The sequence below is a fragment of the Pigmentibacter ruber genome (assembly GCF_009792895.1).
GTDB classification, from domain to species: Bacteria; Bdellovibrionota_B; Oligoflexia; order Silvanigrellales; family Silvanigrellaceae; genus Silvanigrella; species Silvanigrella rubra.
This window is the reverse complement of the sequence record NZ_WSSC01000001.1, coordinates 1,316,304-1,338,142: the sequence shown is the minus strand read 5'-3', so window position 1 is coordinate 1,338,142 and position 21,839 is coordinate 1,316,304. Positions and strand designations below refer to the sequence as shown.

The window sequence follows — 21,839 nt, the reverse complement described above, 5'->3', positions numbered from 1 at the left end:
ATTAAATTGAGGATACAAAATGAACAGTGAAATTGAAATATATATAGCAAAAAAGAATTAATATTTAAGTTAAATAATCTATTTAAGATGTTTTTTAAAAAAATCAATCACTTTAAGTGCATTTTTTTTCTGATCAAAAATGCGGTCGCCATGCCCTGCATTTTTTAAAATATGGAGAGTAGCATTTCTATCACCAATTTTATTTTTAAGTTCATTATAAAAATAAATTGATTGCTCAGTTCCTACAATACAGTCACGATCACCAACTTGAATTAAAAATGGTGGAGTATTTTCATTTATATAAGTAACAGGATTTGCCATTTTGACAAGGGATAGATCAGTTTGAATTGGCTTACCAAGGTAAAGAGATTCAGGCGAATTTTCTGAATTATGAAATTCTTTTTCAGGAGAGTTTTCTGGAAACTTGGATTTATCACAAACTTTTTCTAACATAGAATCCATTGATGAAAAATCAACAGGAGGAAACATTGCTGTCACAGCATTAACAGAAGAACTAAAATTTATATTCCCTAAATTAGGATCATCAAATAAAGAAATTCCTGCTGTAGTTCCAACTAAAGAAGCAATATTTGCACCTGCCGACTGTCCAAATACACCAATTTTAGATGCATCGAAATTAAATTTTTCTGCATTTGCTTTTAGCCATCTTATAGCCGCTTTAGCATCTTGAACTGCTGCTGGAAACTTCGCTTCACCACTTAACCTATAATTAATGCTTGCAATAGCAAACCCATTATCTAAATAATATTTAAAATTTGCAATTGGATCAGTTTTAGAACCAAACATAAATGCACCTCCATGAATAAAAACAATTACCGGAATATTATTGTTTATATTTTCAGGGATATATAAATCTAACTTTTGTGATTCCGAAATATTTGCGTATGGAATATTTGTGTAAGTTGGGATTACACTTTCTCTCGCAATAAAATCCATAATATTTTCATATGCATTTTCATGCGAAATATCAGAATATGTGAAAAATACACTTTCACTTGCAATAATTAAAGATAAAATTGGTAGAATTGAATTCATATTTTTTCTCTCTATAATAATAAATTTATGGCTATATTAATTTAGCCATAAATTTATTATTATATTTATTAAAATTTTCAATAAAAAATTGTTTAATATAATTAAATATAAAAAACTTAAATTTATTTTAAAAATATCTTCAAAATAAATTATATTAATTGATTGATAATCAATCTTCAAAGCAAAATATATTACAAATATCTATTTCTAAATAAATACTATCTCCAATTTTTACTTCTTCTTGAGGAGAAAATTTTCCAATTACATTTCCAAATTCTTTTGAACAAAAATGAACAAGTATATAAGAGCCAAAATATTGGAAATTTAAAATATTTGCTTCAAAGTAAAGAAATTCTTTATGAGTATCTAATTGTCTAATTTTTATAGACTCAGGACGAAAATACAAAAAAATTGTATTTACATCTTTTTTATTCGGTAATAATTTCTCTAATATCATAAAATTTTTAATAATTATTTCTGTTACTTTTATTCTATTAATGACTCCAAAAAAAGATGCGACAAATGAATTTTTTGGTTTATTATAAATATTTTTTGGAGTATCAAATTGCTCTATTTTTCCATTATTTAAAACTATTATTTTATCTGAGATCATTAAAGCATCATTGGCATCATGTGTGACAAATATTGAAGTAATTTGATATTTCTTTAAAATATATACAGTTTCTTGAAGAATATCTCTCCTGAGATTTACATCCAATCCAGAAAACGGTTCATCAAGTAATAAAACTTTTGGCATTGGAGCCAAAGCTCTTGCTAAAGCAACTCTTTGCTGTTGTCCTCCTGATAATGCATGGGGATAAATAAAAGAATATTCCAGCATTTTTATAAGCTTAAGCATTTCATTTACCCTACTCAATTTTTCAGATTTTGATAGGTTTGAAATGCCATACTTAATATTATCTTCTATATTTAAGTGGGGAAATAAAGCTAAGTCTTGGAATACTAAACCTACATCTCTTTTATTTGGTTCTAAATGAATAGATGCACTAGTTAATACTTTATTTTCCAGAAACACTTCTCCACTCTTAATTTTTTCAATACCAGATATAATTTTCAATAAAGTTGATTTACCAGATCCAGAAGGACCCAAAATACTAATAATTTCACCTTTAAAAATTTGAAAGTTAATATTTTCCAAAGTAAAAGATTTTTTGTACTTATGAGAAATATTTTTAATATTTAAAATTAACTGGTTATTCATCTTTATTTTCTTTCAAGCGATATATGTTAAATTTAGTTATAAAATATAAAGCAAATATTCCTAAAATGACAATAATTAATGCATAAGGTGAAGATTCTTTTAGTCTTTCATCAGAAGCTAGATTATAAGTTTTAATTGCAACTGTCTCAAAATTAAAAGGTCTTAATATCATCGTAGCAGGTAGTTCTTTAAGGATATCTAAAAAAATTAATATAAATGAAGTAATAAGTGAACTTTTAACAAGAGGGAAATATATTTTTACTGCAGTATTTTTATTTGAATATCCTAAAATTTTTGAGGCCCAAAATAAATTAGGGGAGACTCTTTTCATTGCTGATTCAGAATTATTAAATGAAATAGCAGAAAATTTTATTGAATATGCAAAATATAAAGCAATAATGCTACTTGTAAATATATTATTTATATTTTCATTTTTGAAAATATTCATTGATAAATATAAAATAAATTCGTCTAAATTTTTTAAATTACTAAGCACTATAATAGAAAGAATTGATCCAGGTATGGCATATCCTAGAGAAATAAATTTAGGAAATATATTAATTAATTTATTCAATTTTATTTGACTTGAATAACTAAAAGTAAAACCTAATATAATGCAAATAATTGCTCCACTAAATGATATAAAAAAGGATCTAAATATAATTTCAAAAAATTCTTTATCAAAATTTTTAAATCCAATTTGAAAGGTATTGTACAATAATATTGATATAGGTATAACAAATGCAATTAATATAGGAAATGTGCAATAAAAAATTGCTAATAACGAATAAATTAAATTTAATTTTTTTGCACTTTTTTTTGCATTTAAAAATTGATTTTGATAAAATTTCTTTTTTCTTTTCAAGTATTGATCAATAAAAATGGCTAACGCTATTATTGAAAATAAAGTAAGAGAAATTTGAATTGCCCCTTTGATACTTCCTAATCCAAACCAGGTTCGATAAATTCCCGTAGCTAACGTATCTATAGAAAAAAAGTCAACGGTTCCAAAATCACCAAGTACTTCAATACAGACAAGTATTGTTCCTGAAAATATTGCTGGCTGGGAAAGAGGAAAAATTATTTTCCAAAATGTTTTTAATTCTGATTTTTGAAATATTCTTGCTGCATTGATTAAATTTGGTGAAATTTCAGCAAATGCGTTTCTGCTAAATAAATAAACATATGGATAAAAAGAAAGGCTCATAATAAATATAGCTGCTATATAAGAATTTAATTCAATAAATTTATCTTTATGTGAGTAATAAATATATGCAAGAATATATGAAGGAAAAACAAAAGGAAGTATGATAGCCCATTCCAAAAATTTCTTTAAAGGAAATTGATAAAATGTGATTAGCCAAGCCAAAGAAACCCCATATAATAATGTTATCAAACCAACTGACAGACATAATATCATTGAATTCCAAATATATGTTGAGAGTACAGTTGAATTTAAATGTTTCCATATTTCAAGATCAATTGGAAATAAGTAAAATAATATTGAAAAAATAGGAATTATAAAAATCAAAATAAAAATTAATAAAATTAATTTCACAAAATCTCCAAATGTATTTTTTCAGACTCAAATATTAACGCCATCCAACTTTATCTAATATATGAATAGCTTTTGGAGTGTTTTCTCCTAAATTAGATAAATTAATTGTATCAAATTTAGGCTTACCCATATTTTTTAACACAAGATTCCATTCAACATCTGTTCTAACAGGATATTCATTATTCATTTCTGCAAGCATTTTTTGTGCGTCTTGACTTACTAAGTATTCAATAAATTTAATTGCATTTTCTTTATTTTTTGAATATTTTGCAACACCAGCTATACTAGCGTTTATATGCATTCCTCTATTATTTTGATTTGGAAATACAACACCTAAATTTTTTACTATATTTTGCTCTTCAGAATTTTGTGATTTTAAAAGACGAGCATAGTAATATGTATTTACTATTGCAATTTCTCCTTTACCTTGTGAAATTGCTTTCATTTGGTCAATATCACCTCCCTCTGGTTTTCTTGCTAAATTTTCAGTTATTTTTTTTGCCCAACTCTCAGTTTCCTGCTCTCCGTTTGCACTAATTAAAGATGCTACTAGGGATTGATTATAGACATGGTTTGAAGTCCTTACTAAAACTTTTCCTTTAAATTTTTCCTTTGCCAGATCTTCATAATTTTGAATTTCATTTTCTTTTATTTTTGACTTATCATAAACTATAGCTCTTCCGCGTAAAGTAATTGCATACCACATTTGGTTTGGTCCAATTAAATTTCTTGGTACAGAATTTTTAAGTTTAGAAGAACTCACTGATTGAAATAAATCAGACTTTTCTGCTTTCCAAGCATTTCCAATATCAACCGTAATTATTACATCTGCAGGGCTTGTTTTGCCTTCAATTTTTACTCTTTCAATCAATTGAGCTGCTTCTTTAATTTGAATTTGATTTATTTTAATTCCTGTTTCTGACTCAAATTTTTTAAATAGATCATTATCCACTCCATAGTGTCTTGAAGTGTATAAATTAACTACCTTTTCTTTTTCTGTAGCATAAATTACGTTTGGAAATAAATTTATAATGATAAATGAAAAAAGTGAGAATTTAAAAAATCTTTTATTTTCTTTCATAAACTATCCTTAAGTTTTTAATTGTTGAATGATTTTGTAAGACAAACATTGGTCTACAAAACTAAATCAGATATAATGAAAATGGTTATCATTATCAACAATGTTAGCCTAGTTTTTCTAAAATTTTATATTAGCATAAAATAATTGCGATTTTCTAAAAAAAATAGTACTAGTTTATAAGATAATAAAACAAATAGAAAGATTTTAGGAGCAATTAAAATTTAAAAGTTCAAATATTTTTATTACTTATCAAAATTTGATGTTAACAGAACACCTTTTCTCAAAATTTGAAATATTATTTAACATACTTGAAAAATATCGATATTTGAGAATTGATACTAAAAATAAGCAATTAAGGCAATCGCATATTTTTCACTTATATTACTTTTTTATTTTAGATAATAATAAAATGGAAATAGTACTGACTTAATCCGTTAATAATTCAATTATATTCTTTGCATGGGGAAACATTTCATTTAGTTTTGAGCGCTGACCTATTTCAAAATCGTTAAAATCAAATCCAGGAGCAACCGTACATCCAACAAAAGAATAATCTCTATCGTTCATAGAAATAGCACCAAACCAATAACCAGCTGGAACAACGTGCTGTAATTTATGGCCAGCCTTTAAATCTTGTCCAAGTATTACTTGAGATAAAATACCATCTGGTGAGATTTGAATAATTTTTAAAGGAGCGCCTAGATAAAAGTGCCAAACCTCATCAGATGCAATTCGATGAAGCGCTGACTTCTTGCCAACAGGTATAAGAAAATAAATTGCAGTTGAAGAGTTTCGCTCACCATTAGGTGTAGACGTTTTGGTCTCTGCACGATATGATTCTTTAAAATAACCACCTTCTGGATGCGGTTGCAGATCATACAATTCTATCAGTTCTTTTAATTCCATTTTAAAACCTTTTAAATATATTAATAAAGATGTTGCTTATAGTAACAACATCTAACACTAATTAAAAGTTCTAAAAAAAGTCAAATTTTTCTTACGAATAATTTTCCTAAAAAATTAACCGAATGATTTTTTAAATTCGAAAGGATGTTAGGAAACGGTATTTCTAAATTACTATAAATTTTATCATTACATTTAATATAACAGATTAAAAAATTCAATATTTTTAATTTTTGCTAGTTCTTTAAGATTTGCAATGCGATGAATTAATTGATTACTTATTTCAACTTAAAAATTCAAATTTAGGAATAAAAAAATACAAATATTTTAAAATAATTTTGTAATTAAAATTTAATTAAATTGAAATTAAATTTATATTAGTATTTTTATGTTATCTGCATGATAGAGTACCCGAAAATTAGATTATTTATATTAAATCATAAAGTAAACAATATATTTAATTAAGGTGGAATAATGTTTGGACGAAACGAATGGGTTTCTGGTAAAAGAACAATTGGAGAAGAACAAAAAGGTTCTACTGCACCTCAAAATACAATTTTTACCCCTCATATAAACCCAACACCAGATCAAAATGCTATTTACTACAGAAATGAAGTTTGGAATGCAACTGGAGATTTAAGGATCATTGGAGTTTTAGGTTTACATCTTTATTTTACCCAAAGATCTAAGAGAATTGTCCTTTTACTTCATCCTAAAACAATTACTTTTTTTCAAAAATTCTTATGGCATTGTGGTGTAATTATCCGACCCATGGGAATAAATTCTTCGGTGAAACTCCCCGTCCCAACTAGAACGCAAGTAACAAATTTACAAAATAAATTCGGCACGTTAGATAAGCCGTTATCCCTTTTTAAAATGCAATATGATATCATTAATCCTTTAGCGCCACCAGAAATACAAGAATTAAAAAATCTTGATAAAGTTGTACCGGGAATTCGTACAATGTGTTTTGAACAAAGAACTAATATTCGATTTCGACGTCCTTTCAGCAGAGGTCTAATAAGCAATACAATAAATTCATCAAATAAAAAAATAAAAAAAACTCTAATAATTCATACCAAGAAAAAGTCATATCAAGGTCTTAACAACAATATGGCCGGGGCACCTGGTGTGAATTACCATGAACAACATAAGTTTAGTTACTCATTAGCTTTAGCTGTTGCAATGCACGCTTCAAAAGCAGGTTGGGATGTTTTTATTAACGATGATGGAAATCGTTTCCATGGAAATTTAACGACAATTCCAGAAAGCGTTCAATCTTTGCTATCTTGGGTTCATAAAGGAAATACTTTTAATATTACAGATCTAAAAAAAATCAAAGTGTTACCAAGAAATGGCTCGCTTATAGAACAATATGCAGACGTTGCTGAATTTGGGGAAAAAAATGTTATTCACCTAGGAGGAAGAAGTGGCCATTTGGAATTTATGATTTATTTGGGACAAAAAGTCATTTATGTTGAAGAACCAAATGCTGAAGGTGAAGATAGAATTTCTACAACTCTTTGCTCTTTCAAATATCAGGGTGAAGAATTAATGAAAAGGCTTATCTTAATCCCAACTACAGCCGGTGGACGAGCAGAGCATGAATATAGATATGAACTTCTTAGTAACAGTTCAGATAGAATCAATAGATCTCCAATAGATCTCTCTAATTCTTTAACTTCTACAAAGTATCCTATACCTCCTCCCCCGAGTCATTATAGAGCACCATTAGGAGTGAATCCTGTTCCAATAAAACGTATTACATCTTTTCATAATTCTGAATTGACTGTAGATTATTACAAAATAAAAGCACTTCATAAAATTTTAAATGCATTAGGACTAATTAATTATTGATTATCCTTTAGTTTTTAAATTTCAAATTATTGCATAAAAATATTTTTAAAATCTCTTATATTGAATTTATTCTTAATCCTTAGAAGGAACAAAAAGAGTAATGATTGATCTACCTTTACTGCAATCAGATAATCCAATAAAGTAAAGAAATTGTTTGGTATGATTCATATTTTTCATTTTCTATGTATTAAGTTTCCAAATTAGGATGTTGTTTTAATCCGGTTACACACTTAGATAAAAATCTAATATTTGTTTCAATATTTATAAATTGATTATTTTCCATAAATTTTAAAATGGGGCGTTTGATGTAATTCATATAAAATGGTTCATGAAAATCTTTTGGAAAATTAAGTAATGCCCAATCAAAATCAGGAACATCACCAAGTTGAATTGAATCGATAGTAACCATCAATCCTAGATGATTTAATTTCCTATATGCGGACTTAAAAACTAAGTTTCTCTCTTTTTCAGGCATTTCATGAAATAAATAAGATGATAATATAATATCAAAATTTTCTTCAAAATGATCTAAATTTAGTGCATCTAAATTCAGATATTTTATATTTGAATAATTTTTTGTTTTTTTCTCCGCATATTTAATATAAGATGAACTAAGATCAATCGCTGTTAATTCAATATTTTCACAAGAGCTTAACAATATTTCTGTGGATTCGCCTGAGCCACAAGCTAATTCAAGTATTTTTAACCTGCGATTTTGTTTTTTTATATAACTTAAAACAGGCGCTAAAAGAACCCGTCTTGTGAGAGCAAGTGATCCTCTGAATAATATTTCCGTTTGGTGTGAATATAATTGAGCTGACTTATCACTTAAGTAACCATCAGTTTGAAAATGAAAATTTCTTTTGTAATATTTAGGTAAATCTTTTTCATCAACTTTTAAATCTTCTGAAAATGTTTTGTATTCATTATTTTTTTTTCTAATAGAAGAATGAAATGAATCTTTAAATATTTCTATATATCTTTTCCAGTGAATGATCGGATTTTCAGGCAATACTAAAGTTTCAGAGTAAATATTCTTTTGAATATTATTTATGTCTTCCTCAATCATATTAATGATAGTTTTTATTAGTTTTTCTTGATGATCTTTTGGTGGAGGTGGATTAGGTTTACGTCTTAATCCAAAAAATTTTTGCACCATTATGATTGGAAATCCTTCAAGAGTATAAACAAAAAATCTTGAGTAATTGAAAATTTTAAACAGAAAAATTTTATTTTTTAAAGGAAACATCTGTGCTCCTAAATTTCATTTTTTCCAAAAAATATACCTTTATTTGAGTTTAATGTTTTTTCCAGCACTATCAACTGAAGAATGGATCTTGATCTCTGTTTGAGTGCTTAATAAGGATATGATAATCAATTTCATGACTTTTTGAATATCCTCAAATCTGTAACTCTTCTTTTCAGAATTTCAGCAATAAAAATATCTTTTAAACCAGGGCTCAACCAGATGACAAGGGCATAGGTGTTGTTCTATACTTGATATCAACTAGGCAGACGAAACTTTTAGGAATAGCAATTGTGAAAAACCTCAGCAATATAGATTCAATTTTAACAATTAGGAAGTTAAATAGATCATGGAGAGAGCTTAGAAAGCATGGAGTTCTTACTGGGATAGATAAAAAAATTATTTAAATTAAAAGATTTTATATGTCTTGGTTATATATTTGTTTTTCTTTGATTTGAAAAATTGAAATAGTAATTACTTTTACGAAATAATTTTTACAGAGGATTTTGAAATAAAAAATCAAATATAATATTTTACTATAAGAAAAACATTTAATTATTTGTTTTAAAACTTTACATTTGTAAATTTATAAAATAGACATCCACTTAACTACAAAATATTATTATACAAAAATTTTACAGTAAAGTAATTTATACTAAAAGTTATTTACAAATTTAAATATTTTGTATACTTCAAATAGGTACTTCTTATAAAAAAGGAGTATTCATATTTGTTAATGTGTATTCTTAATTATTAAATAATACCGGGTTATGTTACTTCTAATAAAAATTGGTTATCAAAAAAAGAGAATAAGTTTCAACGATCGTTAATTCCTTTCAGTATTATCTCTTTTTAAATAATAAGAGTTATTCGAATAAAACACTAGAGTTTCCGATTTGGATAGTTATCCCGATGGCAAATTATTGAATAAATAACTTTATTTTAAAATTATATTTTCCAACATTTATTAACATGAATTTATAATTTGAATAATCTGTTCAACGGAGAAAAGTACACCAATGAAAGAATTCGGTAATTTAAGAAAAAGCGGCCGAAATATATAATTTTTATTAATATATTGAACAATATATAAATTGAATTTATAATTAGGGTATAATATTTCTAGGATTTATTTAACATTATTGTTAATTTAAATATAAATTAACAGTATAATCTAGTTATTAATTTAATGTTTAATTCTCAATATAAAAATAGAATGTAGTTAATTCACAAAAGCGAGGTTTATTTTATGTTAAAAAAAAATCAGATTTCAAATGTTTCCCGTAAAAACACTATGGAAGAAGATAGATCTGATAAATACAATTGGTCTAAATGCGAGGAAAATAACAAAAGGACAACTGTAGGCGAAAGATCAAGAAAAATAGGAAAATTACCTATTTCTAGATTCGGCAAATTTTTTAAAGAGAACGCATTGGATGATAGGGAAATTCGTTCAAAACATCAGCGCGAGATTAAATCTAAGAATTCAAATGTAAAAGCTCGCACAGGTAGTCAATAGATTTATTTAAAACACCAATATGTTACTTAATATAATTCAAGATTTATTATTCATAAAATATTTTCAATTAAAAAAATATTTAACACAATCTATTAATCTTTAACATTTATACGAGAATTTATTATGCTTACAAAATATAAGATCATTTTATTACAAGTGTTCTTCTTTCCTCAGATAATAAGTGCTTTAGAGGAGAAGGAGTGCGTTATCGAATTCCAAAACAATTCCTCTGAAATTATAAAAAACGAAGAAAATTTAAACTATTGTTTGAATTCATTAGCAAATAAAAAGATAGAAAATGTTGTGGCTTATGGTAGCAGTTCGTGGACTGGTTCAACTGCCAAAAATCAGCAACTTGCTTCGCAAAGAGCAAAAAGATCAATTTCATTTATAAAAAAAAGGTATCCTGATATTCTAGTGAAAGAATTGAATCCTTTTCAAATGCAATATATTGGAACAAAAGCGGTAGTCACATTTTATTATAACGATCCAGCAGAAGAAAAAAATATAGCTTTATTAGAAACAAAAATATCTGAAATGGATATGGAGATCAAAAACCGAGATGCTTTGCTCGCTTCAACGGGCGAAGAATTAGATAATCTTAAGAAAGAAAACAAAGATCTTTCTTCTAAAAACAAATCTCAAGAACAGTATTCGGATAGTTACAATGCTGATGCAAAATTTAGGATTGGTTCTTTGTTTTCTTACGATACCTATTACAGAGAGAGCGGAATAAATTATTTATCCTTGGGTACAGAGTTCTCGTGGGTGATAAAAGCTTCGCATTTTAGACCTGAAATTGGAGCAAAAATTAAAACGTCTATCCCTAATTTAAAGATATCGGACAACAATGTGCAGGTCACTAATACCTATGCTTTTCTGGGATTAGGAATGTCTATAAAGTCGTTTTCAACAGGGCTTCGAGTAATTGGTGGAAAAGAGTGGATTAAAGTACCAGAAAAAAATATTGATAAAGGAGATTTGGCTGCTGGAGGTGAAGTTAGAGTTGGTTATGAAACAGAAAGAGGTCCATCTGTTTTTCTAACTTATTCACTTACCAACAACATACAAATGATTGGCTTAGACGTCGGGTTAAGTTTTTAATTTTTTCAATTTATAAAAATCTAATACATCGGAGAAAAAATGAAAAAAGCATTAATGAAAGATTATTTTAATAACTCTGAAAATAATCAACAAGAGCCTTATAAAAAAAAGGATGAAGCAGATAAAGAGGAAAAGGAAAAAGAGGATACAACTAGAAGACCAATAGAAGTTCCAATTATTAATCCCCCGCGTAATCCCGGTGGAGTTCCTCCTGCTGAAGAGCTTTTAAAAAGAACAACTATTTACGTTTAATAATAAAAAGATAGATGCAAAAAATATCTCTCAGTTCTAGTGAATAAATTTTATGGTGTGGGTATTTTTCAAAGAGTTTATTTCAATTTTTTCATAAAAAAAGGAGAATTATTATGTCTGGAGTTATTTTAGGAATTTGTATAACTGCTGTTTCTTACGTAGCTATTTCAAAATTAATAAAAAAGAATGAAACCTCTGTTCAAAACTATATAAGTTCAACGGCTGAAAAACTACGTAATTATTTAGAAAATTTCATTTCAGAAAAAAAGCAAAACGATTCTAAACAGCCGCAAGAAGGAGACTCAACATCAGAGTTTGGTAATAAAAAAAATAAGTTCTTTCAAAATGAAGAAGTAAGACCTAAATACTAAATTTATTTTAAGATTTATATTCTATATCAAGATTGTATATATTAATAATTAAGAAAAAAGTATTTTAATTTGAATCTTAAAAAAGTATTAATATAATCCAATAATTAATGCACAAAATATTTCTGGTAAAATCCATATTTAGGTGCAAATTTAGTCGAAAAAAGGTCTAGAAAAAATCTTCTTTTACAAAAAATGATAGGAAAAAAGGAAATGGAAAAAAGTAAATTCCACCAAAGTTATGATGGAAAGCCTGGAAAAGAAAAGGAAATGCTCCCAAAGCCTATTTTCGAAAGACCCGATAAATTAAGTGCAAAGCGTCTTGAAGGTAAAATTGCCATTATAACAGGTGGTGATAGTGGGATAGGGAGAGCAACAGCCATCGCTTTTGCCAAGGAAGGCGCAGATTTAGCATTACTTTATCTAAATGAGCATGAAGATGCCCTTTTTACAAAAAAACGAGTCGAAGAAATTGGCAAACGATGCCTCACACTAGATGGAGATTGCGGTAATCGTTTTTTTTGTAATGAAGCAATCAGGCAAATTATTAAAAAGTATGGATATATCGATATACTCGTTAATAATTGTGGAGAACAACGTTTACACGGAAATTTTGAAGAAATTTCTGAGGTAGAAATACAAAAAATATTTCGAACAAATATTTTCTCCTATTTTTTTATGACACAAGCTTCATTAAGATTCATGAAAGAAGGTGCCAATATAATTAATTGCGCTTCAGTTGTTGCCTATAAAGGAAGTGATGACCTAATTGATTATTCTGCTACAAAAGGAGCAGTCATTTCGTTTACTCGATCTTTAGCAAAAAACCTTGCCAAACAAAAAATCCGAGTAAATGCAGTTGCTCCTGGACCTATTTGGACTCCATTGATACCTTCTACTTTTACTGAAGAGCGGCTAAAGCATTTTGGAAAAGATACCTTTCTAGAAAGAATAGGACAGCCATGTGAAGTCGCTCCTTCGTTTGTTTTTTTAGCATCAGAAGATGCCTCTTATATGACAGGTCAAGTACTACACCCAAATGGTGGTATTCCCGTTAATTCTTAATATGAATAAGGCTAAATTATTTCTGGAAATAAAAATTCTTTCAATTTTTATTTTCTCTGGGAGATCCATTTTACCTTTCATTTTTCATTTCATTTTAGAAATGAATACTTAAATTTCTAATATTTTAATAATTAAATGTGCGATATAATTATTAAATATTATTTTTTAAATGTCTAAAATTGAAAAAGGAATAAAATATGTTACGCTGGGCACTAGGATTTTTGGGTGTTTCTTTAGTCGCTGCTTTCTGTGGATTTTATTTATTAGCACACATGTATGCTTATGCAGCAAAAATAATATTTATTATATTTCTAGTTTTAAGCATTTTATCATTCATCGATTCCTTCTTAGAAAGAAAAAGTTAAAACTTTTAGATTATTTGCAGAGATGGATTTATTAAATTATTGCTCAGCTAATTCTTTTTTATAATCATCAAAAAGCTCACCCATCTCAATAAGTTCCATCTCCGTAAAAAGTTTTTTGATTTGTGGAAATAGTTCTTCTTCTTCATCGCAAAGAGCATGGTGTTCTAAAAGTTCTTTTAAGACATAAAGAGTAGCTTTAAATTTTCCATCTTCCCCAGGTGCTGTAGAAGATAATTTGTCCAAAACTTTATTTATAAGAGAATGCTCAATTTTACCTTCTAAAACTATATCTCTAAGCTTTACATTTTTTTTCTCGCAAATTTTATATAATGCTTTTTCTTCAGATTTGGCATGCAATGAAATTTCTTCACATAACCTTTGAACCAGTTCTTGTGTTTTTTCATCATCTTTTTCAGTCCTTTTTTCTAATTGTTCAATAATATTCAACACATTATGGTGATCAATTATCAATTTTTTTATAATGTTCATAAAATTACCTCACAAAATATTCAAATTTTAAAAATTTTTCATAAATTGAAAATAAAAACTGTCTTTAATTATTTTTAACTAAATTAGCACAAAATTATCAAAAATATTAATGGTAAGTAAAAACATTAAAGAAAAAGTAATATTTTAATTATTTTATTAATCGATAAATTACAAAAATTCTATATAATCTTAAATATTAAATGAAAATTAAGATAAATAAATCAAATAATTCAAGATACAGGTTAAATTTACTAAACAATTTAAAACACTGTTCTATAAAAAATTCTACACGATTAAATAAACTTCGTAAAGTATTAATCTTTCAAAAAATTATATCTTATATATATATTGCTTAGAAAAAAAATATATGAGAGTTTATAGATCCAAGATCATTTAACATAAATTAAATTTTAAATGTATCTTTAACTCTAATTTTTCTAACAAGATATTTGTAAAATAAAAGTTATCTATTGCAATAACTCTTACTATCAAATTTTTAATTTTAATAATGAAACCATTAATTTCATAAAAATCAGAATAAAATAATTAAATTAATAAAGAGGAAATTAACAATGGAACAAAAAAATTTATTCATATATATCATTATACCAGCTATTTCATGTTTTATTTTTATTCCTACACATTCTGTTTTTAATAAAATTAATCACTACAAGCAAATATCAAGTGACAATCATAGTACTGTTTTATATTCACTAAACTGTGAATCACCAAAAAATGCCAGAAATTGTACTTTAAATTCTTTAATTGTAGCTGGAGATCGGGCAAAACACAGTTGCTCTGTGACATTCCAAACAATTTTTAAGAAAAAAACTCTTAAAAAAAGAAAAGATCAAAAATATTCTATCGAAGTTGCTAGAAAAAAATGTGCCGATTCAATTACATTTATTTTCGATAATAATTCAATTTCAACATTCATTAAAGAATTTCCTGATACAATCCGCTACACAGGAAATAATATTTGTGAGGATCTGAAAGTTTTTAATAAAGAGGGTCTAAAAATTACAGATTCTAATATGACACGAACTGAATTTCAAGAATGTAAATCAATGATAGTTCAAATATATGATCAATAAAGGAAAGTTACATATTTAAAAAATTAAAATTATCTTTACTGTTGCAGTACATTTATATTTTACTTTACACCTCTTGACTTGGATCATTTTTTTATATTATTTTTGTTTTGTGCTTATTAAGATCGCTTAATGCATAAAGTTAAATTAAACTATAATCTAAGAATATTTTAAATAATTATTTTCTCAAATAAAATTACTTAAAATTAAAATAAATGAGAGCAAAAAAATTTCATACATATTATTTTATATTACTAGTCATTAAAATTATAATTATTTTCAATATTTTTAAATTATAATACTTTCTAACTAAGATTAAGTTTTAGCAAAAAACTAAAATTTGCAATTACTGTTGATATATGATTTTAGTACATTTAATTGTGCATTGATAATTATATTATCCTACTATTTTTAAAAAAGGTTCAATTTATGATTTGCTCAAAAAGTATATTTATAGCTTCAAGTATTATGCTTAGTATCAATTTGCAAGGATGCGCTCGTTTATTTAAAAAAGACGATAGTCATCCACAACTTTCAGAATATTCTTCTCAGTTTAATTCTGTTGTGATTTTTGGAGATAGTCTTTCTGACACTGGAAATATAGATCTTTTAAGCCGAGCAGCTAAAGACATTCCAGGATCAGGAGTCTCAAAAGCTTACCCAATTTCACCTCCCTATAAGGAAGGTAGGTTTTCTAATGGAGAAATATGGGTCGATAAGTTTTTAAGAGATCTTAAACTATCTCCTCCTTCCTCACACGATTGTTTTTTTAATATAAATATAAACCGAGCATGTAATTTTGCAATAGGAGGTTCATCAACATCTAGCATGCAAAATTCAGAAAATATTCTTTTTAAAAAAATTACTGATTTTTTTAAAAATGATTTTGTAACAAACTATTTAAAAAAATTTCAAATTCTAATGAAAATTGGTGTAAAAGAAATGATAAAAGAATATTTAAAGATTAACAAACCTGATGATTATGCATTAAATCATACTCTATATGTTATTTGGGCAGGTGGAAATGATTACTTACAAAAGGCAGATCCGTCTTTAACAGTAAACAATATTATAGAGAGCATAAAAATTATATCAGACTACTCTCCATCAAATGATAAAAAATATTTTTTGATCCCTAACTTACCTGATCTCGGAAAAACTCCATATGCCATAAAAAGAACAGAAGAAATTGAGATTTTAACTGATAGGTCTTATAAGCATAATTCAATTTTAAATGAACAATTAGAATTCCTCGAAAATCAACCTCAATATAAAGACAAAATAGTTATTATTAAACTTAAAATAGAAAACCTTTTTAAAGAAATAATTTCTTCTCCTGCTTCTTATGGTTTTAAAAAAGTAAATGAAGCATGTTATTCAAAAAACTATTCAGAAAATGATGGAAATATTTGTTCAAAACCTGAAGAATATTTATTTTGGGATGAAATACATCCTAGCACAAGAGCTCATTGCTTAATAGCAAATCTCGCTGAAAAAGCACTTATAGATGCTCAGCTTCTAAAAAATCTTATTATAAACGATAATGAGTGCAATTCAAAAAAAGATAGCTAAATTTAATTATTAGATAAAGCATGTGCTTAATTATTTTTTTTCTATGGGGTAGAAATTTCTCTTAATAAATTACCGCTCGTTGTATTTGAACAAAATCTCGAGATTTGTGCTTGAGAAACAATTCCAATACAAGAAAAATTTTCATCTACCACTGGCAATCTTCTAACTTGATTATCAGCCATTATTTTAATGCATTTTTCCAAGCTATCATCTTTACTTAAAGTATATTTAATTTTACTCATACATTCTTCAACAATTGAAGAAGAGGGAATTAAATTTTTTGCTACTCCTCTATATGTTATATCTCTATCAGTTATAACTCCCAATATTTTTTTCTCCTCAATTGTATTTACAACAGGAATTTCTCCACAATCATATTCAGACATTAATTGAGCGCATTTTAGCAAAGTAACTTCGGGCGTGCATACGACAGGATCTTTGGTCATAATATCAGATACAATCATTTTTTTTCTCCAGTATTCAATTGATAAAAATTAAAAAATTTATTGGAAATAATAGTCAGTACAAAAATCACAACTATTATTTTTTTACTTTACCAAATAAATAAAATTAAGTAAATCAGATATTTTAAAATAAATATTTTATTTTCAATAATTTAAACTAAAGATATCACTAAATAATTTAAAATCCAATTATTAAATGTACTTATTTCTTGATTTATAAATTAAAATAATTCATACTATAATTACAATGGAACTCTATTTATCGAGTGCTATTGTTACTCAATCAATTCAGCATTACTACTCAATCATTTCAATTAAATATTTAAACTGAGAAAAGGATTTCTTTATGATTAAAAGCTGTATAAATTTAATAGTTACTTCTACCCTAATTCTCTCGCCAATTGCAACATTATCTTCCTATAGTAAAACTCAAAAACTAGGCACTTCACATCATAATAAAGCTGAAGTCGACATAGCTATTGGCCTTTTTAATTCAAAAAAAGTAAATATTCAGATACGAATACCAGCAAAAGAAGCATATGGATTTGAAGGAAAAACGCAAACAGCAGAGCAAGACGAAAAAGTTAGAGCTACAGATAATATTATACGCGAAAAAATTTCGCAGATTGTCGCATTCCCAAAAGAAGCAGATTGCAAATATCAAATTGAAGAGATTGAAAATTTTGAAGTAGCATCAGAAAAGTTTGATTTACCAGAAAAAGGAGAACGAAAAAAAGGTAATGTTTCATATTGGATATTAAAAGCAGACGTAAATGCTTATTGCAATAAAGTAATGGATAACCAAAAAGTTGTTATTGATTTTTCTAAAGACTTCAGAGAAATCAATAAAATATTTGTTACTTTAATTGGTGATAAAAAGAGAAAGGTGACTATTCATAAACCATCTGGAGAAGTTTATCTTTAAGGAGCAAGAAGGAATCAAACCATATATTTATTGTTTTCGATTCCTTCTTTGAGACTTTTCAAATCAATTGAAATCTGCTGTTTTGGATTTTCACCAAAAAAAGAACTTATTTTTTCTCCCAGAGTTCCGAGCGGCGGTTTGTAAAGAATAAAAACTTCTAATAAGGTAGCATAAATTGGAAGAGGATCTTCGCAAATAATAGCATATTTGAAAGACACTCTTCCATAATTATAAACGTCTGAATTTGGGAGTGATTGCCAAACAATTTTCTCATTTGGTACTTTTTCCATAATGGTTGCCTCCCAAGATACAGATGCCCCTAAAGGAGCTTTCGCTGTCCATGTAGAATTTAATTCATCTTTTTTTCTGACCTCTTTTAGGTGCTCCATAAAAAGAGGTAAATTTTCTAAATTAAGCCAGAACTTATAAAGAAGTTCTGGTCTACAATAGACGAGGACGTGATCATTAATAGTATTTTCAGCTGAAGAAGTCATAATATTTCATCTCATATTTAGTTGAATTTTATAATTTATATTTCTTATAATTTAATCCTACCTTAATTTTAAAAAATGTATTTAACCTCCTTGCAATAATTTATTTTTTTTATCTCCAACGTTCGTATTTGATTCTTTTTCTTTGATAAATTTATCCAAATAATTCTTTATATTTTCTGCAGAAGAATCAATATATGAGCGTATTAAAGAATCTTTTTTATCGATTAGTTTTGATATTAAAACATAAGATACAGTCGTCAAGCATAACCCTATTAAAACACCATTCATTTTTTACCCTTTCTAAATTTATTCATTTTTAATCATTGATTATTTTAATTATGTAACAAATAATGAAATTTTCTTTAACTTTTATAATATCTTGAATACATGTCAATATTCTTTTTTGAAGTTCAGGAAAACAATATTAAAGCCCTACCTTTATTTATTAATTTTATACTCAAAGCTAAGGAAAAAAGAGAAATCTCAAACTTTCTGTCATTTTTTCTTCTGTTCCTTTTTCTATGATACAAATTTCACCCTTTTCATTTTGAATGACTTGATCTTCAATGTGGATATTATTTTTAAAGGAAATAACCTCATTATCATTTTTAGATATTAAAAAACGTTTCCAATTTTCAAATTCTAAAATCTTTCTCATTTTTATTCTCCCATATATGTTTTTATTAATCTTACATTATCAAAATATATCTTAAAATAATTAACTTAATTTTTAAGCCAAGCATTGATATATTATTAATAAATTGACATTTTAAAAAGAAAAGAAGACAGCTTAATTCTGTTTCATATAAAATTTTATTAGCCCTTCATCTGGTTAGAAGCTTATATAGATACCTTTTCTGCAAATTTAAGGTCAAATAATTTTAATTTAATATTCGGACAAAGGATAAGTAAATCTTCTTAAAAATTTTAGCAATTAATTAATTCATATTAAGTCTCCCTTCTAGTAATTACGTTCTCTCCTATCACTATTGTCGTTACGTTCTCTCCTATCGTTATTGTCGTTACGTTCTCTCCTATCACTATTGTCGTTACGTTCTCTCCTTTCATTGCTGTCATTTTTTAATGCACGATCATTTTTTGAACTACGATCGTATTGCCCGTTTTGGCTTGATCGATTGTTATTTTCTTCTTCACGTTCTTTTGCAGCTTTTGCTTCTCGCATATGTTCCGCACGAACCTCACCGCCTTTATGGCCTATTTCTTGAAAAAACTCTCTACCGTGTGTAGCAGCTGTCGTTTCTCCGCCTTTTCGACCCATTTCCTCAGCAGTCCACTCTCTATTACTTTCTTTTCCGTCACTGTTATCACTTTGTGACGTATTTGATTTATGATCTGAATGAGATCCTTCCCGCTCTTTATTGTTATATGTATTTTGGGAAGACTGGCTGTTATTTGTCATAAAATGCACTCCTTTATTAGATATTTTATTTTATAATTATTTCGGTATTAATAGAAAATAAACGTTAACTAAACAGTATATTATAGGTGAGGCAGATTCAAAATAGGAATCTGCCTCTTATAGTTAACATTTTAGTTTATATAAGTAAACTTTTCGAAGTAGAAAAATTCAAATTATTTAAATAATGCTTTGATATCTACGAATTATATTATTCAAATATCAAAGAATATTAGTATATAAACATTTATTTAAAATCAAAAATACTAGAATAAATATTTTTTAATAATTTAAATTTCAAAAATAAAGTTAAGCTTGATTTTTTTATAAATTAGAATCATGATTAGAAAAGTTAACTTTATAAGTTAACTTTTCTTTCTCTAAGATAAATAGAATCAAGTTATAATTTTCTAATAATATTAAATATTTTAAAATCTAAATTAAAATTGGAGTAATTAATTCTATGTTAAATTTATTAATTAAAATATCGTTATTTATTTATTATATAAACATTTTATTTAAAAAGATAAAAAAATTTATCAAAGCCGCACAAAGCTTATACCTTACACTAACCACATAAAGGATATTTAAATGAATAGAAAAACTATTGATTTTCTGGTTATGGCAATTGGTCTTTTTGGTAATACAATGTTTTACGTTCAAGCGTTTAAAATATTTGAACTGAAGTCTGCTGATGCAGTGTCTCTAAATGCATTTTTAATAAGTCTACTTGCCCTTGCAGGCTGGGCTTACTATGGTTTTTATCTAAAAAATACTCCCCTTATAGTAGCAAATTTATTTGGTGCATTTGGTACAATATTAGTTTTATCAGGAATTTACATGTATTCCTAAAATTGATTTAAAACATTTAAGTATTGATAAGAATTGTAATTAATTTTTACCGTTTATGTAGGAACAAAACTATTTTGGAAGCAATAAAAAAAGGAGCAATTCTCTTATATAAGCTTATTATTTTCATTTAAAATTATTTGCTTGTCTTACAGTTCTTTATTAATAACTAGTAATTAACAATCCTGATATGCTTCAATTCCCCAACTTTGCAAATGAGTTATAATTTTGAGCTCCTCTTAATAAGCTTTTGTTCATCATATTGTAAATATTTTCCATAGAAATTTTGAGAATTAAAGGTTTTTTATTACGACGGGTAATTTTTATTATAATTCATATTAGTACTATGTAATTACATTTTTGAATTCAATTTTAAAGCAATTAAATGTATCTATTGCGGATTTTATTATAATATTTTTTTTATCAGGAAAAGATGTTACATAGTTTTCTAAATATTCAATAAAAAAAATCCAATTTTTAAAAGAATCTCTTCCTATTTCACTTAAATAATTCATCTTATTTTTTAATTCTTCCCCATAAAGCGAATAAAGCTTCTTATAAATAATTTGAGATCCAATGGAAGATCCTTCTACTACATATAAACATCCTAAGACCTCTTCAAAGGATTTAACTTCAGGAAAAAATATAGAAAAATTAATTTTATTTAAATCAATTTCAAGATTTTTTAAATCTAGTATTAAGCTTTCTGTTTTATTTTTTTTAGTCACCTTTGGGAAAGAACTTTCAGATTCAATAAATTTTAAAGAAATTTTCTCTAAAGGAGCGATTACTTTGTACATCACAACAATATAATCTATATAATCACTTATCGAAGGCTTGGGAGTATTAATTTTCACAAAAAAATCGATTTCCTTATGAATTTTTGAAGTTTCTAATTTTAACAATTCATGAAAACTTAATGAATACTCATTTTGAGCCATT

The 21,839-nt window shown here is 26.6% G+C and carries 24 protein-coding genes; 11 read left to right on the top strand and 13 right to left on the bottom strand.

Features of this window, described 5'->3' with window-relative positions:
* Positions 1 to 78 precede the first annotated feature (78 nt).
* The 5 genes from GOY08_RS05515 to GOY08_RS05495 form a co-directional block, all read right to left on the bottom strand.
* Positions 79 to 1,056 (bottom strand): alpha/beta hydrolase, encoded by a 978-nt coding sequence (locus GOY08_RS05515; RefSeq protein WP_158997864.1) that lies wholly within the window; start codon positions 1,054 to 1,056, stop codon positions 79 to 81.
* Between the two features lie 169 nt (positions 1,057 to 1,225).
* Entirely contained in the window at positions 1,226 to 2,278 is a 1,053-nt protein-coding gene (locus tag GOY08_RS05510; RefSeq protein ID WP_158997863.1) for an ABC transporter ATP-binding protein, read from the bottom strand.
* Positions 2,271 to 3,836, bottom strand: a complete 1,566-nt coding sequence (locus GOY08_RS05505; RefSeq protein WP_158997862.1) for an ABC transporter permease — start codon at positions 3,834 to 3,836, stop codon at positions 2,271 to 2,273. The genes GOY08_RS05510 and GOY08_RS05505 overlap by 8 nt, the downstream gene beginning before the upstream one ends.
* A 34-nt stretch (positions 3,837 to 3,870) precedes the next feature.
* A complete protein-coding gene (locus tag GOY08_RS05500; RefSeq protein WP_158997861.1) occupies positions 3,871 to 4,917 on the bottom strand; it encodes an extracellular solute-binding protein in 1,047 nt (348 codons plus the stop codon).
* Positions 4,918 to 5,343: 426 nt separating this feature from the next.
* On the bottom strand, positions 5,344 to 5,823 hold the full coding sequence (locus GOY08_RS05495; protein WP_158997860.1) for a cupin domain-containing protein: 480 nt from the start codon (positions 5,821 to 5,823) through the stop codon (positions 5,344 to 5,346).
* Between the two features lie 471 nt (positions 5,824 to 6,294).
* On the opposite strand from GOY08_RS05495, the gene GOY08_RS05490 reads away from it, so the two are divergent.
* Positions 6,295 to 7,677, top strand: a complete 1,383-nt coding sequence (locus GOY08_RS05490) for a hypothetical protein (RefSeq protein ID WP_158997859.1) — start codon at positions 6,295 to 6,297, stop codon at positions 7,675 to 7,677.
* Positions 7,678 to 7,864: 187 nt separating this feature from the next.
* Here GOY08_RS05490 and GOY08_RS05485 read toward each other — a convergent pair whose 3' ends face one another.
* Positions 7,865 to 8,836, bottom strand: a complete 972-nt coding sequence (locus tag GOY08_RS05485) for a class I SAM-dependent methyltransferase (protein ID WP_158997858.1) — start codon at positions 8,834 to 8,836, stop codon at positions 7,865 to 7,867.
* Positions 8,837 to 10,172: 1,336 nt separating this feature from the next.
* Between GOY08_RS05485 and GOY08_RS05480 the strand changes: the two genes are divergently transcribed.
* The 6 genes from GOY08_RS05480 to GOY08_RS05455 all read left to right on the top strand — a co-directional run bounded on the left by GOY08_RS05480 (position 10,173) and on the right by GOY08_RS05455 (position 13,596).
* Complete coding sequence (locus GOY08_RS05480) at positions 10,173 to 10,442, top strand: hypothetical protein (RefSeq protein ID WP_158997857.1); 270 nt, start codon at positions 10,173 to 10,175, stop codon at positions 10,440 to 10,442.
* 123 nt (positions 10,443 to 10,565) lie between these two features.
* A complete protein-coding gene (locus tag GOY08_RS05475) occupies positions 10,566 to 11,546 on the top strand; it encodes a hypothetical protein (protein WP_158997856.1) in 981 nt (326 codons plus the stop codon).
* 39 nt (positions 11,547 to 11,585) lie between these two features.
* Positions 11,586 to 11,798 (top strand): hypothetical protein, encoded by a 213-nt coding sequence (locus GOY08_RS05470; RefSeq protein WP_158997855.1) that lies wholly within the window; start codon positions 11,586 to 11,588, stop codon positions 11,796 to 11,798.
* Positions 11,799 to 11,911: 113 nt separating this feature from the next.
* Positions 11,912 to 12,169: a hypothetical protein gene (locus GOY08_RS05465; protein WP_158997854.1), complete on the top strand. Its 258-nt coding sequence runs from the start codon at positions 11,912 to 11,914 to the stop codon at positions 12,167 to 12,169.
* Between the two features lie 210 nt (positions 12,170 to 12,379).
* Positions 12,380 to 13,231 carry an SDR family oxidoreductase gene (locus GOY08_RS05460; RefSeq protein ID WP_202914026.1) on the top strand — a complete coding sequence of 284 codons (852 nt, stop codon included), beginning with the start codon at positions 12,380 to 12,382 and terminating at the stop codon, positions 13,229 to 13,231.
* Between the two features lie 197 nt (positions 13,232 to 13,428).
* A complete protein-coding gene (locus tag GOY08_RS05455; protein ID WP_158997852.1) occupies positions 13,429 to 13,596 on the top strand; it encodes a DUF1328 domain-containing protein in 168 nt (55 codons plus the stop codon).
* Positions 13,597 to 13,632: 36 nt separating this feature from the next.
* Here the strand turns inward: GOY08_RS05455 and GOY08_RS05450 are convergent, their stop codons facing one another.
* Positions 13,633 to 14,085: a hemerythrin domain-containing protein gene (locus tag GOY08_RS05450; RefSeq protein WP_158997851.1), complete on the bottom strand. Its 453-nt coding sequence runs from the start codon at positions 14,083 to 14,085 to the stop codon at positions 13,633 to 13,635.
* 572 nt (positions 14,086 to 14,657) lie between these two features.
* On the opposite strand from GOY08_RS05450, the gene GOY08_RS05445 reads away from it, so the two are divergent.
* Both GOY08_RS05445 and GOY08_RS05440 read left to right on the top strand, forming a co-directional pair.
* Complete coding sequence (locus tag GOY08_RS05445) at positions 14,658 to 15,179, top strand: hypothetical protein (protein WP_158997850.1); 522 nt, start codon at positions 14,658 to 14,660, stop codon at positions 15,177 to 15,179.
* A gap of 426 nt (positions 15,180 to 15,605) precedes the next feature.
* Positions 15,606 to 16,748 (top strand): SGNH/GDSL hydrolase family protein, encoded by a 1,143-nt coding sequence (locus tag GOY08_RS05440; protein WP_158997849.1) that lies wholly within the window; start codon positions 15,606 to 15,608, stop codon positions 16,746 to 16,748.
* Between the two features lie 41 nt (positions 16,749 to 16,789).
* Here the strand turns inward: GOY08_RS05440 and GOY08_RS05435 are convergent, their stop codons facing one another.
* Entirely contained in the window at positions 16,790 to 17,212 is a 423-nt protein-coding gene (locus GOY08_RS05435; RefSeq protein ID WP_158997848.1) for a CBS domain-containing protein, read from the bottom strand.
* Positions 17,213 to 17,558: 346 nt separating this feature from the next.
* Here GOY08_RS05435 and GOY08_RS05430 point away from each other — a divergent pair, with 346 nt between their 5' ends.
* Positions 17,559 to 18,137, top strand: a complete 579-nt coding sequence (locus GOY08_RS05430; RefSeq protein ID WP_158997847.1) for a ZrgA family zinc uptake protein — start codon at positions 17,559 to 17,561, stop codon at positions 18,135 to 18,137.
* Positions 18,138 to 18,151: 14 nt separating this feature from the next.
* On the opposite strand, the gene GOY08_RS05425 is transcribed toward GOY08_RS05430, so the two are convergent.
* The 4 genes from GOY08_RS05425 to GOY08_RS05410 form a co-directional block, all read right to left on the bottom strand.
* The gene (locus GOY08_RS05425) at positions 18,152 to 18,631 is read right to left on the bottom strand and encodes an SRPBCC family protein (RefSeq protein ID WP_158997846.1); all 480 of its coding nucleotides are present in this window, start codon (positions 18,629 to 18,631) and stop codon (positions 18,152 to 18,154) included.
* Between the two features lie 81 nt (positions 18,632 to 18,712).
* A complete protein-coding gene (locus tag GOY08_RS05420; protein ID WP_158997845.1) occupies positions 18,713 to 18,919 on the bottom strand; it encodes a hypothetical protein in 207 nt (68 codons plus the stop codon).
* Positions 18,920 to 19,094: 175 nt separating this feature from the next.
* Positions 19,095 to 19,289, bottom strand: coding sequence for a hypothetical protein (locus GOY08_RS05415; protein ID WP_158997844.1), 195 nt, complete (start codon positions 19,287 to 19,289; stop codon positions 19,095 to 19,097).
* A gap of 303 nt (positions 19,290 to 19,592) precedes the next feature.
* A complete protein-coding gene (locus GOY08_RS05410) occupies positions 19,593 to 20,051 on the bottom strand; it encodes a hypothetical protein (RefSeq protein WP_158997843.1) in 459 nt (152 codons plus the stop codon).
* Positions 20,052 to 20,639: 588 nt separating this feature from the next.
* On the opposite strand from GOY08_RS05410, the gene GOY08_RS05405 reads away from it, so the two are divergent.
* A complete protein-coding gene (locus GOY08_RS05405; RefSeq protein WP_158997842.1) occupies positions 20,640 to 20,900 on the top strand; it encodes a SemiSWEET family transporter in 261 nt (86 codons plus the stop codon).
* A 341-nt stretch (positions 20,901 to 21,241) separates the two neighbouring features.
* Here GOY08_RS05405 and GOY08_RS05400 read toward each other — a convergent pair whose 3' ends face one another.
* Entirely contained in the window at positions 21,242 to 21,838 is a 597-nt protein-coding gene (locus tag GOY08_RS05400) for a biliverdin-producing heme oxygenase (RefSeq protein ID WP_158997841.1), read from the bottom strand.
* Position 21,839: the final 1 nt, after the last annotated feature.

Coding starts and splice junctions, on each gene's coding strand:
- GOY08_RS05410 (WP_158997843.1), bottom strand. CDS start 20,051: ATGACAAATAACAGCCAGTCTTCCCAAAATACATATAACAATAAAGAG.
- GOY08_RS05450 (WP_158997851.1), bottom strand. CDS start 14,085: ATGAACATTATAAAAAAATTGATAATTGATCACCATAATGTGTTGAAT.
- GOY08_RS05400 (WP_158997841.1), bottom strand. CDS start 21,838: ATGGCTCAAAATGAGTATTCATTAAGTTTTCATGAATTGTTAAAATTA.
- GOY08_RS05515 (WP_158997864.1), bottom strand. CDS start 1,056: ATGAATTCAATTCTACCAATTTTATCTTTAATTATTGCAAGTGAAAGT.
- GOY08_RS05490 (WP_158997859.1), top strand. CDS start 6,295: ATGTTTGGACGAAACGAATGGGTTTCTGGTAAAAGAACAATTGGAGAA.
- GOY08_RS05415 (WP_158997844.1), bottom strand. CDS start 19,289: ATGAGAAAGATTTTAGAATTTGAAAATTGGAAACGTTTTTTAATATCT.
- GOY08_RS05500 (WP_158997861.1), bottom strand. CDS start 4,917: ATGAAAGAAAATAAAAGATTTTTTAAATTCTCACTTTTTTCATTTATC.
- GOY08_RS05475 (WP_158997856.1), top strand. CDS start 10,566: ATGCTTACAAAATATAAGATCATTTTATTACAAGTGTTCTTCTTTCCT.
- GOY08_RS05495 (WP_158997860.1), bottom strand. CDS start 5,823: ATGGAATTAAAAGAACTGATAGAATTGTATGATCTGCAACCGCATCCA.
- GOY08_RS05405 (WP_158997842.1), top strand. CDS start 20,640: ATGAATAGAAAAACTATTGATTTTCTGGTTATGGCAATTGGTCTTTTT.
- GOY08_RS05460 (WP_202914026.1), top strand. CDS start 12,380: ATGGAAAAAAGTAAATTCCACCAAAGTTATGATGGAAAGCCTGGAAAA.
- GOY08_RS05510 (WP_158997863.1), bottom strand. CDS start 2,278: ATGAATAACCAGTTAATTTTAAATATTAAAAATATTTCTCATAAGTAC.
- GOY08_RS05445 (WP_158997850.1), top strand. CDS start 14,658: ATGGAACAAAAAAATTTATTCATATATATCATTATACCAGCTATTTCA.
- GOY08_RS05430 (WP_158997847.1), top strand. CDS start 17,559: ATGATTAAAAGCTGTATAAATTTAATAGTTACTTCTACCCTAATTCTC.
- GOY08_RS05425 (WP_158997846.1), bottom strand. CDS start 18,631: ATGACTTCTTCAGCTGAAAATACTATTAATGATCACGTCCTCGTCTAT.
- GOY08_RS05440 (WP_158997849.1), top strand. CDS start 15,606: ATGATTTGCTCAAAAAGTATATTTATAGCTTCAAGTATTATGCTTAGT.
- GOY08_RS05420 (WP_158997845.1), bottom strand. CDS start 18,919: ATGAATGGTGTTTTAATAGGGTTATGCTTGACGACTGTATCTTATGTT.
- GOY08_RS05480 (WP_158997857.1), top strand. CDS start 10,173: ATGTTAAAAAAAAATCAGATTTCAAATGTTTCCCGTAAAAACACTATG.
- GOY08_RS05485 (WP_158997858.1), bottom strand. CDS start 8,836: ATGGTGCAAAAATTTTTTGGATTAAGACGTAAACCTAATCCACCTCCA.
- GOY08_RS05455 (WP_158997852.1), top strand. CDS start 13,429: ATGTTACGCTGGGCACTAGGATTTTTGGGTGTTTCTTTAGTCGCTGCT.
- GOY08_RS05465 (WP_158997854.1), top strand. CDS start 11,912: ATGTCTGGAGTTATTTTAGGAATTTGTATAACTGCTGTTTCTTACGTA.
- GOY08_RS05435 (WP_158997848.1), bottom strand. CDS start 17,212: ATGATTGTATCTGATATTATGACCAAAGATCCTGTCGTATGCACGCCC.
- GOY08_RS05470 (WP_158997855.1), top strand. CDS start 11,586: ATGAAAAAAGCATTAATGAAAGATTATTTTAATAACTCTGAAAATAAT.